Annotated in this window: 8 protein-coding genes; 5 read left to right on the plus strand and 3 right to left on the minus strand. The window is 61.3% G+C overall.

Features of this window, described 5'->3' with window-relative positions:
- The first annotated feature begins 153 nt into the window (after window positions 1-153).
- From ACIQUH_RS00575 to ACIQUH_RS00590, 4 genes are all read left to right on the plus strand, one after another.
- Window positions 154-912, plus strand: coding sequence for a response regulator transcription factor (locus ACIQUH_RS00575; protein WP_031233368.1), 759 nt, complete (start codon window positions 154-156; stop codon window positions 910-912).
- A 9-nt stretch (window positions 913-921) separates the two neighbouring features.
- Window positions 922-2331 carry a sensor histidine kinase gene (locus ACIQUH_RS00580; protein ID WP_400812484.1) on the plus strand — a complete coding sequence of 470 codons (1410 nt, stop codon included), beginning with the start codon at window positions 922-924 and terminating at the stop codon, window positions 2329-2331.
- Between the two features lie 452 nt (window positions 2332-2783).
- The gene (locus ACIQUH_RS00585) at window positions 2784-3209 is read left to right on the plus strand and encodes a thiol-disulfide oxidoreductase DCC family protein (RefSeq protein ID WP_400811772.1); all 426 of its coding nucleotides are present in this window, start codon (window positions 2784-2786) and stop codon (window positions 3207-3209) included.
- A 70-nt stretch (window positions 3210-3279) separates the two neighbouring features.
- Window positions 3280-5001 (plus strand): DUF4166 domain-containing protein, encoded by a 1722-nt coding sequence (locus ACIQUH_RS00590; RefSeq protein ID WP_400811775.1) that lies wholly within the window; start codon window positions 3280-3282, stop codon window positions 4999-5001.
- A gap of 67 nt (window positions 5002-5068) precedes the next feature.
- Here the strand turns inward: ACIQUH_RS00590 and ACIQUH_RS00595 are convergent, their stop codons facing one another.
- Window positions 5069-5923, minus strand: a complete 855-nt coding sequence (locus tag ACIQUH_RS00595; protein WP_400811778.1) for a MipA/OmpV family protein — start codon at window positions 5921-5923, stop codon at window positions 5069-5071.
- A 296-nt stretch (window positions 5924-6219) separates the two neighbouring features.
- On the opposite strand from ACIQUH_RS00595, the gene ACIQUH_RS00600 reads away from it, so the two are divergent.
- Complete coding sequence (locus ACIQUH_RS00600; RefSeq protein ID WP_400811780.1) at window positions 6220-9186, plus strand: bifunctional [glutamine synthetase] adenylyltransferase/[glutamine synthetase]-adenylyl-L-tyrosine phosphorylase; 2967 nt, start codon at window positions 6220-6222, stop codon at window positions 9184-9186.
- Window positions 9187-9412: 226 nt separating this feature from the next.
- On the opposite strand, the gene ACIQUH_RS00605 is transcribed toward ACIQUH_RS00600, so the two are convergent.
- Both ACIQUH_RS00605 and pepN read right to left on the minus strand, forming a co-directional pair.
- Entirely contained in the window at window positions 9413-11749 is a 2337-nt protein-coding gene (locus tag ACIQUH_RS00605; protein ID WP_400811783.1) for a PAS domain-containing sensor histidine kinase, read from the minus strand.
- A gap of 354 nt (window positions 11750-12103) precedes the next feature.
- Window positions 12104-14752 carry an aminopeptidase N gene (gene pepN, locus ACIQUH_RS00610; RefSeq protein ID WP_400811786.1) on the minus strand — a complete coding sequence of 883 codons (2649 nt, stop codon included), beginning with the start codon at window positions 14750-14752 and terminating at the stop codon, window positions 12104-12106.
- Window positions 14753-14994 lie beyond the last annotated feature (242 nt).

The raw sequence follows: 14994 nt of genomic DNA on the forward strand, positions 1-14994 counted from the left end.
CTCGGTTTATCTTGACCCTTGCCCCCTCATCCCGCTGCCGCGACCTTCTCCCCGGCGGGGAGAAGAAACAAGCGGCACCCGCCTGATCCATAGGCGATTGTTCCGCTTTGAAGCGCGATGGTGCTTTAAGGCCATGTCTTCGGAGGAAACCTCATGGAAAACAAGGTTCAGGAAATGTCTGTCGCATCTGTTTCCGGTTGTGCGGAAAAGGGCGAGGGCGCTATTGTCCCGCACATGAAGATTCTTGTCATTGAAGACGACCTCGAGGCCGCGGCCTATATGACCAAGGCGTTCCGCGAAGCCGGGATCGTCGCCGATCATGCGAGCGACGGTGAGAGCGGCCTGTTCATGGGCTGCGAGAACGCTTACGACGTGATGGTGATCGACCGCATGCTGCCGCGCCGCGATGGGCTTTCCGTCATCAGCGAGCTGCGCCGCCGCGGCATCGAGACGCCCGTTCTGATCCTTTCCGCGCTGGGGCAGGTGGATGACCGCGTGACCGGCCTGCGCGCCGGCGGCGACGATTATCTGCCGAAGCCCTATGCCTTTTCCGAACTGCTCGCCCGTATCGAGGTGCTGGGCCGCCGCAAGGGCAAGCCCGAGCAGGACATGATCTACCGGGTCGGCGATCTCGAACTCGACCGGCTGTCCCACGATGTCCGCCGCAACGGCAAGGAAATCCTGCTGCAGCCGCGCGAATTCCGCCTGCTGGAATATCTGATGAAGAATGCCGGTCAGGTTGTGACCCGCACCATGCTTTTGGAAAACGTCTGGGATTATCATTTCGACCCGCAGACCAATGTCATCGATGTGCATGTGTCCCGCCTGCGCTCGAAGATCGAGAAGGACTTCGAGAAGCCGCTCTTGAAGACCATTCGCGGCGCCGGTTACATGATGAAGGACGAGGGCTGATTGGCGAAAATGGCCCGCCTCAGAATAGTGTTCAGATCGACGGCGGTGCGCCTCTCGGCGCTCTATATCCTGCTGTTCGCACTCTGCGCCGCCTTCCTCGTCTTTTACGTCACCGCCCTTTCCGAACGGCTGTTGAACCAGCAGACGCGCGATGCCGTCCTGCAGGAAGTCTCGGATGTGCAGCGCATCTATAATCGCGGCGGTATCAACCCGCTGCTGAGGATGATGGAGCGCCGCGCCCGCCAGCCGGGGGCGAGCCTTTACGTCATCGCCGGGCCGAATGGCGAAATCCTTGCCGGTAACGTCGCTTCGGTGCAGCCGGGCGTCTTCGACAAGGAGGGCTGGACCGGTTTCCCCTTCCGTTACGAGCGTTATTCCGAAAGCGGCGACAGCGTGCAGCATCTCGCCACCGCCAATGTTTTCATGCTGGATAACGGCCTGCGCATCCTGATCGGCCGCGACCTCGGCGAACCCACCAAGTTCCGGGCGCTGGTGCGCAATGCGCTGATGGTGGCGCTTGCCATCATGGGCGGCGGCGCGCTGCTCATCTGGTTCGGCATCGGCCGCAACGCGCTGAAACGCATCGACCGCATGTCGGCGGCGACCAAGAAGATCATGGCCGGCGACCTTTCGCAGCGCCTGCCGCAGGGCCGCTCCGGCGACGAATTCGACCGGCTTTCCGGCTCGCTCAACGCCATGCTCGGCCGCATCGAGAAGCTGAACGAGGGCCTGCGACAGGTCTCCGACAATATCGCCCACGATCTGAAGACGCCGCTGACGCGGCTGCGCAACAAGGCGGCCGCCGCGCTTGACGACAATGACGAGTTGAGGCGGCGTGCAGCGCTTGAAGGCATCATCGCCGAATCCGACCAGCTTATCCGCACCTTCAACGCGTTGCTGATGATTTCCCGCGTCGAGGCCGGCTCGATCGCCGCGGAAATGACCGATGTGGACGTCTCGGCGATTGCCGCCGACAGCGCCGAACTTTACGAACCGGTGGCCGAGGATGCCGGGTTGGCTCTGGAAGCCGAAATCGAGCAGGGCCTTGCCGTCAAGGGCAACCGCGAACTGATCGGCCAGGCGCTCTCCAACCTCATCGACAACGCCATGAAATATGCCTGCGAGGGCGAAGGCGACAAGAAACTCGTCGTGCGCCTGGCAAGGGAGCCGGAGGCCATCGTGCTCTCCGTCGCCGATCACGGCCCCGGCATTCCCGCCGACAAACGCGGCGAGGTGCTGAAACGCTTCGTCAGGCTGGATGAAAGCCGTTCCAAGCCCGGAACCGGGCTCGGCCTGTCGCTCGTGGAGGCCGTGATGGAGCTGCATGGCGGATCGCTGATGCTATCGGACACGGATGCCACCAATGCCGCCTGTCCGGGGCTGACCGTTTCGATGGTTTTCCCCGTCTCGAAGACGTAGGCACCGCTTCCTGACGCTGTCAGAGACATCCATACCGACGAGATTCGGCATATCGCCACTTCTGTCCGATTTAAATTTTCACGCGCCGCCGGGCGTTCTTTCGATGAAGGGCAAACCTCGCCAAACACTCTGACGTCATCCTCGGGCTTGTCCCGAGGATCTGCAACGTCTTGATTCTGTTGACGTGTTTAGATCCTTGGGACAAGCCCAAGGATGACGTTGAGAAAAATGCGCAACGTTCACCATCAATTTCCATGCCATATAAAGTACCTAGAAATTTAAACCGGACAGCAGTGGCATATCACCGGGATGTGCGCGGAAAGTCTTCTCCATCCGGAAAATGACTGTTTTTCACGATTGTATTGAAAGATGATCTGAAGAATAGTGGCGCCGATTTACTCAAATGGTTCTGTTCGGAAATCGCGCGCGATGGACGAAAGGATGGGTGACGGGTGGCAAATACGGTTCCCTTGACCGACGATGGGCGTGGTCCGATCATTCTGTTCGATGCGGAATGTGTGTTGTGTTCCGTCAATGCGCAATTCGTGCTGCGGCATGACAAGGCCGGATATTTCCGCCTGGCATCCATGCAGGGCGATATCGGCGCGGAGATTTACCGGCGTTACGGCATGGACCCGAATGATCCGGTCAGCATGCTGGTCGTGGAAGGCGGCCGGGTGCGGCAGGACAGCGATGCCGTGCTGAGCATATATGAGGCGCTGGGCATGCCTTGGCGGCTGGTGACCGTATTACGCATCATTCCCGCATTTTTGCGCGATCCCGTCTATCGCCTTGTCGCCCGCAATCGCTACCGCTGGTTCGGAAAACGTCAGGAATGCTGGGTGGCGCCACCGGAATACAGGGACAGGATTCTCTGAACATGGCGGCGATCATTCCCTCAAAACAGGCAGCAACCCTCTCATCAGGATAGATTTGATCGGCGCTTCGATGAAAATACTGATCCTTGGTGGTTATGGCGTGTTCGGCGGCCGGCTGGCGGAATTGCTCGCCGATATTTCCAGCATTGAAATCCTTGTCTGCGGCCGCAGCCTTGCGCGGGCGGAGGCCTTTTGCGCGAGCTGGCGCGGGCAGGCGCGCGTGCGCCCGCTGATGCTCGATCGCCGCGATATCGCCCACGCATTGCGCGTTCAAAAACCCGGCCTCGTTGTGGATGCCTCCGGCCCGTTTCAGACCTATGGCGGCGAACCCTACAGCGTGATTACGGCCTGTATCGAGGCCGGAATCGACTATCTCGATTTTGCCGATGCCGCCGATTTCGTTTTTGGTGTCAGTGAGTTCGATGAGCAGGCAAAAGCCGCCGGTGTTTTTGTCCTGTCCGGAGTCAGCAGTTTCCCCGTTCTGACGGCGGCTGTTCTGCGCGAAATGGCAAGGACCATGGAAATCGTCGCCGTCGAAGGCGGTATCGCGCCGTCCCCCTATGCCGGGATCGGTCTCAATGTCATGCGGGCGGTCGTGGGTTATGCCGGTGCGCCGGTCAAACTCTGGCGGAATGGCAGGGCGGCGGAAGGCGTCGGCCTCTCGGAGAGCAGGCGCTTTACCGTTGCCGTGCCCGGCGGGCTTCCGTTGCGGAACATTCATTTCTCGCTGGTTGATGTGCCAGACCTGCAGGTGATCCCGCCGGAACACCCGACCATGACGGATTTATGGATGGGGGCCGGCCCCGTACCGGAATTTCTCCACCGCATCCTCAATTGTCTGGCGAAAGCGCGCAAGAGGTTCGGGCTGCCGTCATTTGCGCCCCTGTCGCCGCTGTTTCATGCCGTGCTCAACCGGATGCGCTTTGGCGAACATCGCGGCGGCATGTTCGTGCGTGCGCAGGGTCGTGCAGCGGGCAGGCCGATGGAGATGAGCTGGCATTTGCTGGCCGAAGGCGATGACGGCCCTTATATTCCCTCCATGGCGATCGAGGCCCTCATCCGCAAGATATTGAAGGGTCAGTCGCCGCTGCCGGGCGCGCGTGCCGGAACCCGTGCGCTCGAACTGGCCGACTATGACGAACTTTTCCGCAGCAAGACGATTTTCACGGGGTTCCGTCGCGAAGAACCGGATGCGCCGCTGTTTCGCAGGCTTCTCGGGTCGGCTTTCGATGCGTTGCCGCCGCGCCTGCAGGAACTTCACGGCAGCGGGCATGCGCGGCAATGGCAAGGCGTTGCCGAGGTGCGGCGCGGGCAGGGCGTGCTGGCCCGCATGATCTCGGCGATGCTCCGTTTTCCCGCGGCGGGAAAGCAGGTGCCCGTCAGTGTCACCTTCACGCCGGAAAAGGGCGAGGAGCGCTGGACACGGAATTTCGCCGGCAGACATTTCTCGTCCACCCAGTCGGCCGGAACGGGTAGGGACCAATATCTTCTGGCGGAGCGCTTCGGCATGGTCACGGTGGCGCTGGCGCTCGTGCTCGATCGTGGCCGGTTGGCGCTTGTCCCGCGGCGATGGCATGTTCTGGGCATGCCCTTGCCCGGTTTCCTGCTGCCGAAGGGCGTCAGCTTCGAGACGCAGGAGGAGGGTCGTTTCCGTTTCGACGTGGAAATTTCCTTGCCCTTCGTCGGTCTCGTCGTCGCCTATAAGGGCACGCTGGAGCCGGCCAACGATTCTCCTGCATATAGCGATCCCAGTGAAACGCCTTGCGGCGCTTCACTGGGCGAGGAGGCGTGAGGGCAGGGTCGCCTTCCTCATGGGGACGTGCGGCGGTTCGCGGCCGCGCATTTCTCCGGCTTGCGGCTCAGAAGGTGTAGGCCACGCCGATCATCGCAAAGGGTTGAATATCCTTCTTCGAGAGCGGGCTGTCCTTGGCGTCGCCCAGCAGGAAGCCGACGCCGCCCGCGCCGGTGATCGACCAGTTCTCCGTCAGGAGGTAAGTGACGGAGGCGCTGGCGTCGACGCGCTTGAAGCCCGATTTCGCGTCGAAGCGGCGCAGGCCCGAGCGGGCGGACTGGGCCGAGGTCACGCCGAAATAGGATTTCATGTGCTTGTCGTCCGCCCAGGTGGCGGAGAGGTCGGCGCCCAGGATGAACTGGTCGATTTTGTGCGAGACGCTGGCGCCGACGGTCGCGGTCAGGCCTTCGCTGCCGTCAATGGTCTTGTCCACCTTGGCGTAGATTTCGAAGGGATCCACGCCATAGGCGATAACGCCGCCGATGACGCCGCCAGCCTTGATATCGCCCATTCCGCGCAGGTTCTTCTTGTCGTCCTTTTCCTTGCGCCCGGCTTCCCAGCCGCCCTTCACGCCCAGCCTGAAGCCATTCTGGTTCAAAAGGTTGACGGTGACACCGCTGAAATCGATGCTCAGCGTATCTCCATATTCGATGGAAACTAACGGAACGGCGCCTGCTTCCAGCTTGTCCGAACCCTCATATTTCGGAGCATAGGCGGCGCCTGCGCCAAGCGTGATCTTCCAGTCGCTGGAACTGCTGATCCGGGCATTGTCGAAATTGCCGGGATCAGCCACCCGGTCCGATTTGCCGATATCGGCGGCGAAGACAGGCGTGCAGACGGCCTGCGCAACAGGCAGCGTCGCCAGGCAAAGGGTCATCGCGCGCAGGTTCTTTTGCAATTTCATTGTAAAAATCTGTTTCATAATCCTATCCGTTGCAGCGTCGAGCCGTGGAAAACCGGGGAGTCGGGTTTCGTTGAGGATGACGCTACGCGGGCATAATTGCGGAGACATTACGTGGTGCGGCGCGTTGGAAAACATTGCCACGGGTGGTTTTCTGATCGCAAAGCGCCCCGCATTTGTTACAACGCCATATGCGGGCGCCGGGAGGCTTCGCACAGCTGCGGCGGCAGGAAGGTTTCGGGTGCGGCGCATCCGGTCCTGAAAGCCGGGCACGGTCGAAGAGCGGCGAGAGGATAGCCGAAAGAGGGAGAGAGACAGTGACGAAACGGGAAACCGCCGAGAGGCGGCTGAGCGAGGTGCTGCCGGGCGTGATCCGCCCCTATACGCAGACGGAGCTGAAATCCGTTCTTTCGACGTTGAAGGATATCGGCAAGGCAGAGCCGGCGGTGGCCGCGTTGATGTCAGGCGAAAGCCCGCTGAAGGATTTCATCGCCGCTGCTTTCACCCTGTCCCCCTATCTGCGCGACATGGCGTCGGCGGATGAGGGGCTGTTGTCTCTGGCGATTTCAAAGCCGCTTGAGCCGTTGCTGAGCGGTCTTGTCCATGAGGCGCGCGATTGCTGGAAGCCCGCTGAGGGCGCTATGCCCGTCGAAAACGAGGTGATGTCGCGGCTGAGAGTTGCCAAGCGGCGGCTTTCCTTCGTTGCGGCCCTTGCCGACCTCGCCCGCATCTTCACCGCCCGCGATACGACGCGCTGGCTGAGCGACATGGCGGATGCCTCGCTCTCCGCCGCCATCGACCACCTGCTGCTATCGGCCCATGAGAGCGGCAAGCTGAAGCTGAAGAACGTTGCCGCACCCAGCGAAGGGTCCGGCCTCATCGTGCTCGGCATGGGCAAGCTCGGCGCGCGCGAACTCAACTATTCCTCCGATATCGATGCCGTCGTCTTCTTCGAACCTTCGGCGGGCATCATGGACGATCCCTACGATGCCACGGAGAATTTCGGCCGCATGATGCGCCGTCTCGTGCGCATCATGCAGGAGCGCACCGCCGATGGCTATGTCTTCCGCACCGATCTGCGGCTGCGGCCAGACCCCGGCTCGACGCCGCTCGCCATTCCCGTGGAGGCGGCGCTGCTTTATTACGAGGGCAGGGGCCAGAACTGGGAACGCGCCGCCTATATCAAGGCGCGGCCGGTGGCGGGCGATATCAAGGCGGGCGAGAATTTCCTGCGCGAACTGACGCCCTTCATCTTCCGCAAATATCTCGATTATGCGGCGATTGCCGATATCCACTCCATCAAAAGGCAGATCCATGCGCATAAGGGCCATGGCGCCATTGCGGTGAAGGGCCACAATGTCAAACTCGGGCGCGGCGGCATCCGCGAGATCGAGTTCTTCGCCCAGACGCAGCAGCTGATCGCCGGCGGCCGCATGCCGCCGCTGCGCGTGCGGGCGACCGAGGAGGCGCTGGCGGCGTTGACCGAGGCGCAATGGATCGACGCCGAGACCCGCGACAGCCTGACGGAAGCCTACTGGTTCCTGCGTGAGGTGGAGCATCGCATCCAGATGGTGCGCGATGAGCAGACCCATCTGTTGCCGGATACCGAAGCCGAATTGAAGCGCATCGCCTTCATGCTCGGTTTCGAGGACACAAAGGCTTTTTCGGAAAAACTGGAAGAGGTGCTGCGGCTGGTGGAGCGCCGTTATTCGGCACTGTTCGAGCAGGAGGTGAAACTGTCCGGCGAGGCCGGCAATCTGGTCTTCACCGGCCAGAAGGACGATCCCGATACGTTAAAGACGCTCTCCACGCTAGGTTTTCAGCGGCCGGAGGATATTTCCCGCGTCATCCGCACCTGGCACAATGGCCGTTACCGGGCAACGCAGTCGGTCGAGGCGCGCGAGCGGCTGACGGAGCTGACGCCGGACCTGCTGCGGGCTTTCGGCGAAAGCAAGCGGGCGGACGAGGCGCTGCTGCGGTTCGATAATTTCCTCTCGGGCCTGCCGGCTGGCATCCAGCTCTTCTCGCTGCTCGGCAACAATCCTGCGCTGCTCGATCTGCTGGTGACGATCATGTCCTCGGCACCGCGTCTCGCGGAAATCATCGCCGCCCGCCCGCATGTCTTCGATGGCATGCTCGACCCGGCGCTGATGAGCGACGTTCCAACCCGCGATTATCTCGCCCACCGCATGGGCAATTTCCTCTCCAATGCCCGTCATTACGAGGATATTCTCGACCGCCTGCGCATTTTCGCCGCTGAACAGCGGTTTCTCATCGGTGTCAGGCTGCTGACCGGCGCGATCCGCGGCGAGGTCGCCGCCCGCGCCTTCACCCATCTTGCCGATCTGGTGATAGAGGCGGCGCTGAATGCCGTCGTTTCGGAGATGGAGGCGGCGCATGGGCCTTATCCCGGCGGTCGTGTGGCCGTCATGGGCATGGGCAAGCTCGGCTCCTTCGAACTGACCGCGGGTTCGGATGTCGATCTCATCCTGCTTTACGATTATGACGATAGCGCCCATGAATCCACCGGTGCGAAACCGCTCGATGTCGTGCGTTATTTCACCCGCGTCACCCAGAGGCTGATCGCGGCCCTTTCGGCCCCGACGGCGGAAGGCGTGCTCTACGAGGTCGACATGCGGCTGCGCCCTTCCGGCAACAAGGGGCCGGTGGCGACGCGTATTTCCGCCTTCGAGAAATACCAGCGCGAGGAAGCCTGGACCTGGGAGCACATGGCGCTGTCGCGCGCCCGGCTCATTTGCGGCGATGATTCGCTGATGGAAGATGCACGCCGCATCATCGCCTCCATCCTCTCGCAGAAACGCGAAGTGGCGAAGGTCTCCGCCGATGTGCTGGAAATGCGCAGCCTCATCGAGCAGGAAAAGCCGCCGGAAAACAACTGGGATTTCAAGCTTATCAATGGTGGGCTGATCGACCTCGAATTCATCGCCCAATATCTGGCGCTGGTCGGGCCGGTGAAGGGCCTTGCCGTGCACGAACCCGGCCGCAACACGGCGGAAGCACTGCAGGCGCTCGCCGCACCGGTGATGGAGCCGCAGGCCTTTGATGACTGCATGGCGGCGATGGGGCTCTATACGGAAATATCGCAGATCGTGCGGTTGTGCATCGATGGCGCCTTCAATCCGAAGGAAGCGCCGGCCGGATTGATCGATCTTGTGTGCCGCGCGGGGGATTGCCCCGACATTCCAACGCTTGAGGGCGAGGTGAAGCGGTTGTCGAAGGCGGTGCGGAAGGCGTTTGTGGCGGTGGTGAAGAATGGTGGGTGATCTAGGTGGGTGCGGCTTACCCCCCTCTGCCCTGCCGGGCATCTCCCCCTCAAGGGGGGAGATCGAGATGCGGCACCCTTCAGCCTATCTCTGACGTTGCGAGTGAGCGAGCGTTGGCTCCCTGCTGATCTCCCCCCTTGAGGGGGAGATGCCCGGCAGGGCAGAGGGGGGTACCCAGTGCGCCGTCGTTGCTTAATACAAGCCCCGAGCGCAAACCCGCATCCCCTCAATGCACCGTCCCACAAACCCCCGCCGCATGCGGAATGATAATCGTCACCACCGTCCCGCGGCCCTCACATGAGCGTATCTTCATCGTCCCGCCATGCAGCTTCACCAGCGAGCGGGAAATCGCCAGCCCGAGGCCGGAGCCGCCCTGGCTCTTGGCATATTGGCTCTGCACCTGCTCAAAGGGCTGGCCGATCTTTTCCAAAGCCTGGCTGGGAATGCCGATGCCCGTGTCTGCTATGGTGAGGATCATGGCGGCCTGATGCACATGGGTGCGCAGCGCGATGCGGCCGCCGTCGCCCGTGAATTTCACGGCGTTTGACAGAAGATTGAGCATGATCTGCTTCATGGCCCGGCGGTCGCCCTGCATGGTCAACCCGGCGCAGACCTTCTGCTGCACGGTGATGTTCTTCTGTTCCGCCTGAATGGCGGTCAGCCGCAGCGTTTCCTCGATCAGCGGCGCGAGATCGATGGTCTCGCGGTTGATGCGCATATGACCGGCTTCAATCTTCGACATGTCGAGAATGTCGTTGATGACGTTGAGCAGGTGTTTGCCGCTGTCATGGATATCACGGGCATATTCGGAATATTTCGGCGAACCGACCGGCCCGAACATCTCGTTTTGCAGGATGTCGGAAAAGCCGAGAATGGCGTTGAGTGGCGTGCGCAGCTCATGGCTCATATTGGCGAGGAATTCCGACTTCGCCCGGTTGGCGGCCTGGGCGCGTTCTTTTTCGGCAAGGTAATTGGCGTTGGCGTCGGAAAGCTCGGTCTTCTGGCGCTCCAGCTTGTGCTGCGACGCGGAGAGATCGCCGATGGTCGCCATCAGCCGGCGCTCGGAATCGCGCAGCCGTTCCTGATGGCGCTTCAGAAGCGTGATATCGGTGCCGACGGAAACGAGGCCGCCATCGCGGGTGCGGCGTTCGTTGATCTGCAGCCAGCGGTCATCGGCAAGCTGCACTTCCGTTGTGCGCGACAGGCCGGACTGGTCCGGATCGGCAACGCGCCGTTCCACGACCGGGCGGGCGGCTGCGGCATAAACCGTGCTTTTTTCCGTGCCGGCCACCAGCACGCTGTCGGGCAGGCCATAGGCCTTCTGGTAATGGGTGTTGCACATCACGAGGCGATCATTCTTGTCCCAGAGAACAAAGGCTTCCGAGGTGGATTCGATGGCGTCGGCAAGGCGCTGGTCGGCCTCGGCATAACGCTGGGCAAGACGATGTTGCTCGGTGACATCCATGGCGATGCCGATGACGCGTGGCCCGTTATTGGTGCGGATGACCTGGGCGCGGGCGCGAAGCCAGACATAATGACCCTTGGCATGGCGCATGCGAAAAATCTGGTCGATCTGGCGCAGGTTGCCGCAGCCGACGGCGCGGGCAAGCTCATAGAGATTGCCGTCTTCGGAATGCATCATGCGGGCCGCATCGGAAAAGGAAAGCGGTGCGGCCTTCGGCGGCAAGCCCAGAATTTCATAAAGCGAACCGGACCAGAACATGCGCCGGCTGGAAAGGTCGAAATCCCACAGGCCGCAGCGGCCGCGCGATAGCGCCGTCTCGACCCGCAGGTTGGATTCGGCGAAGATGTCATCGGCGTCGCGGGCGCGCTTCACCTGCATGTAATAGGCATAAAGCACGACGAGCAGGATGGAGGAGATGCCGGCAAACAGCGTCACGTTCATGGCGATTTCGCTGCGCCAGAAGGAACGGATCGGCTGCAGCGAACGCGCCGCGATCACCATTGCGCCGTCATCCCCGAAGGGGATCATCGTCGCATAATGCTGCTGGCCATCGATATTGGTCTCGATGGTGCCGGGCGCACCGGGGAAACGCTGCACGATGGCGATCTCGGGAAGCAAAGCGGGCAGCGAGGTGCCGATATAAAGCGTGGCTTCCTTGCCGGCGCCCGCGAAGATGCGGCCATTGCTGCCGGAGAGCAGCACCATGGTGCCATCGGCAAGGCTGCCCGACGGCAAAGCGGCAACAAGGTTCGCCTCGGCGCGGGTGCGATCCTGCGCGGTGAAAATCGTATCATTGTTGAGAAGTGCCGCCTTGGCTGTCAGCGCCGTCAGCGCGGTGGAGTGGCGGGCGGCCTCTTCCATGCGGCCATATTCTGCGGCGATGCCCAGCATGCGCGAGGCCGCAACAACGACGAGAAAGGCGAGGATGAGAATGGGGATCAGGCGCTTCAGCAGGGTCTCGACCTGCGGCATCGGGCGGTCGGAGCCATTCATCAAACCCATCAGGTCGCTGGAAAGCCTTTCGCCCCAGGCCGCAAGATCTGAAAATTTGGCATATGGCCGCTCATCGCCCGCAGTCGCCCGCCGCACGTTCGTCATTGTCCCGCCTTTTAGAAGTCCCCACTGATTCGAAGCGCCGCCGCTCGAATATGTCTAATGAATCAAATGCGATTCGCTGTGTCCAGAGGCAAAAGTTAAAAGAATTTTAACCCCTTGAACCGACTCCGTATTTTTTCGGGACGGTACAGGAGGCAAGGACTTCTGGTGTCGTTACACCCACATTTCCTCATTCCTGTGCTTGTCACAGGAATCCAGCCGACACGCTTCTGCGTGGCAAGAAGAGTCCTTTCAGCCCAAGGACTTGGGCTGGCTAGATTCCTGTGACAAGCACAGGAATGAGGGTTGTAGAGCACTCCGGCAGTCCGTTTCGAACTGCCGGAAAAGTGAGGGAAATCAGCCCTTCAGTATGCGTCCGACAATATCGCTCACATCCGTCGACAGGCCCTTCGCCTCGGCAATCGTCGAAAGCGCGGCTTTCGCGTGTTCGGCCCGGCCTGCCTCCAGCGACCGCCAGGAGCGCATGGAGGTGAGAATGCGGGCGGCAAGCTGCGGATTGCGCTTGTCGATGGCGACGATCTGCTCCGCCAGGAAACGATAGGCCGCGCCATCCGCACGGTGGAAACCGGTGGGGTTGGAGAAGGCGAGCGTGCCGACCAGCGAGCGCACCCGGTTCGGATTGGTGGCGATGAAATGTTTCGATTTCATCAGCGTCTTGATGCGGTCAAGCGCGCCTTCGCCAGGAATGGCGGCCTGCAGCGAGAACCACTTGTCGAGAACGAGCGCATTGTCGGCAAAGCGCGTTTCGAAGGCGGCAAGTGCTTCCTTCGTCTCGGCGCTATCTGGGAAACGCTGGGTCAGGACACTGAGCGCATGCGCAAGATCGGTCATGTTGGTGGCGTCGGCATAGGCCTTCGCCGCCCGCTCCGGTGTTCCCTCGGCAAAAGCGAGGAAGCTCAGGGCGCCGTTTCGCAGCGAACGGCGTCCTGCGCTGTCGGCGTCTGGGCTGTAGGCCTCGCCATTGGCAGCACCATCGGCAAGGCGCCGTAACGTTTCGAGGCCGTCCGTGGCAATCGCCGTGATGGTGGCGTTGCGCGCCTTGTGGATAGCGTCGGGATCGGTGTTGCCGCCGAGTTCGCGGGCGATATCCGTCTCGCTCGGCAGGGCCAGCGCCTGCGCCCGGAATGCCGGTTCCAGCGCGTCGTTACCGATGATCTCGATGAGCGTGGCGGAGAGGGCCGCATCCGTGCGGATTTCTTCGCCATTCTGCACCGCCCTGGTGGCGGCAATCAGCGCCGGCAGGGCAAGATCGGTCAGCGCCTGGAAACGGGCGAACATGTCGGTTTCATGCCGGGCGATCTGCACCAGATCGGCAGCATTCTGTTCGAAATCCAGATTGATCGGTGCCGAGAAGCTGCGATTGATCGACAGTACCGGCCGCGAGGAAATGCCGGAGAAGGAGAAGGTCTGGTTGCGTTCGGTCAGATGCAGCACGCCATCGCGATACTCGCCGCCTTCGACGGCCTGCGGCTCGGCGATCTGGCCGTTATCGAGGATCAGCGCCAGTGATAGCGGAATGTGGCGCGGCTGTTTTCCCGGCTGGCCGGGCGTCGGCGCCACGGTCTGTTCCAGCGTCAGCTTGAAGGCGGCATTACCGGCATCATAAGCGCAGGAGACGGAGACGAGCGGCGTGCCGGCTTCCGTGTACCACAGCGTAAACTGCGAAAGATCGCGGCCGCTGGCGTCAGCGAAGCTCTTGACGAAATCCTCGACGGTTGCCGCTTCGCCGTCATGACGTTCGAAATAAAGGTCCATGCCCTTCTTGAAGTCATCCTCGCCGAGAATGGTGGCGATCATGCGGGTGACTTCAGCGCCCTTTTCATAAACGGTCGTTGTGTAGAAATTGTTGATTTCGCGGTAACTATCCGGGCGCGGCGGATGCGCCAGCGGGCCGGAATCCTCCGGAAACTGTTCCGATTTCAGATGCCGCACATCGGCAATGCGCTTGACCGGGCGCGAGCGCATGTCCGAAGAAAATTCCTGATCGCGATAGACCGTCAGGCCTTCCTTCAGGCAGAGCTGGAACCAGTCGCGGCAGGTGATGCGGTTGCCCGTCCAGTTGTGGAAATATTCATGCGCGATGATGCGCTCGATATTGGCGTAGTCAGCGTCGGAGGCTGTTTCCGGGTCGGCCAGCACGAATTTGTCGTTGAAGACGTTGAGACCCTTGTTCTCCATCGCGCCCATGTTGAAATCGGACACGGCGACGATCATGAAGATATCGAGGTCGTATTCGCGACCGAAGCGCTCTTCGTCCCATGTCATCGAACGTTTCAGCGCATCCATGGCATAGGCCGCGCGCGGCTCCTTGCCGTGCTCGACGTAAATCTTCAGCGCCACTTCGCGGCCGGATAGGGTGGTGAACGTGTCTTCCACCACGCCGAGATCACCGGCGACGAGCGCGAAGAGATAGCTGGGTTTCGGGTGCGGATCGAACCAGGCCGCGAAATGGCGGCCTTCATCGTAATTGCCGCCGCCGAGGAAATTGCCGTTCGAGAGCAGCAGCGGGTTGCCTTCCTTCGCCGCGATGATCGTCACCGTATAGGGCGCCAGAACATCCGGGCGGTCGGGGAAATAGGTGATGCGGCGGAAACCTTCCGCCTCGCATTGGGTGCAATAAACGCCATTGGTGCGGTAAAGCCCCATCAGCTGGGTATTGACCTGCGGATTGATGTAATTGGTGACGCAGATCTCGAAGGGAGATTCGGCCGGCAGGTCGCGGATCGTCAGGCTGTCGGGCGTCGCTTCATATTGGCCAGCGGGAAGCTCCACCTGGTCGAGCAGCAGGCTGGAAAGCGTCAGCTCGTCGCCATCGAGAACCAGCGCGGCCTGACTGTCGGCGCCTTCGCGTCGGTGAAAGATCAGACGGGCTTCGACCTTGGTATTCTTGGGGTCGAGTTCGAAGGTGAGATCCACCCGCTCCAGAACGAAATCGGTGGGGCGGTAATCTGCCAGGTGAACGATCTGGCCCGTGTCTGTTCGCATGACTATCCCTGAATAACTTGGCGTGGTCTCCCGGCATCATGTCGTCATAAGGCCCGGATGTAAAATGGGTAGAATATTCGTCACGTTCATGTGCGCGTCGGAGGACGTTCTGTCCCGCCATGGAAGGCTTTGCCGGCCGTGCAGACGATCCTCCCGCCGCCGGACCCACGGACCATCGCAGCAAATGTTGAACGATTGCTGAAATTATATTTTATTTTCTTCAAATTTTAGCGCGCGTCGCT

The organism is Agrobacterium sp. NPDC090283 (assembly GCF_044769685.1).
Lineage (GTDB): Bacteria > Pseudomonadota > Alphaproteobacteria > Rhizobiales > Rhizobiaceae > Agrobacterium.

Coding starts and splice junctions, on each gene's coding strand:
- ACIQUH_RS00595 (WP_400811778.1), bottom strand. CDS start 5,923: ATGAAACAGATTTTTACAATGAAATTGCAAAAGAACCTGCGCGCGATG.
- ACIQUH_RS00590 (WP_400811775.1), top strand. CDS start 3,280: ATGAAAATACTGATCCTTGGTGGTTATGGCGTGTTCGGCGGCCGGCTG.
- ACIQUH_RS00575 (WP_031233368.1), top strand. CDS start 154: ATGGAAAACAAGGTTCAGGAAATGTCTGTCGCATCTGTTTCCGGTTGT.
- pepN (WP_400811786.1), bottom strand. CDS start 14,752: ATGCGAACAGACACGGGCCAGATCGTTCACCTGGCAGATTACCGCCCC.
- ACIQUH_RS00580 (WP_400812484.1), top strand. CDS start 922: ATGGCCCGCCTCAGAATAGTGTTCAGATCGACGGCGGTGCGCCTCTCG.
- ACIQUH_RS00605 (WP_400811783.1), bottom strand. CDS start 11,749: ATGACGAACGTGCGGCGGGCGACTGCGGGCGATGAGCGGCCATATGCC.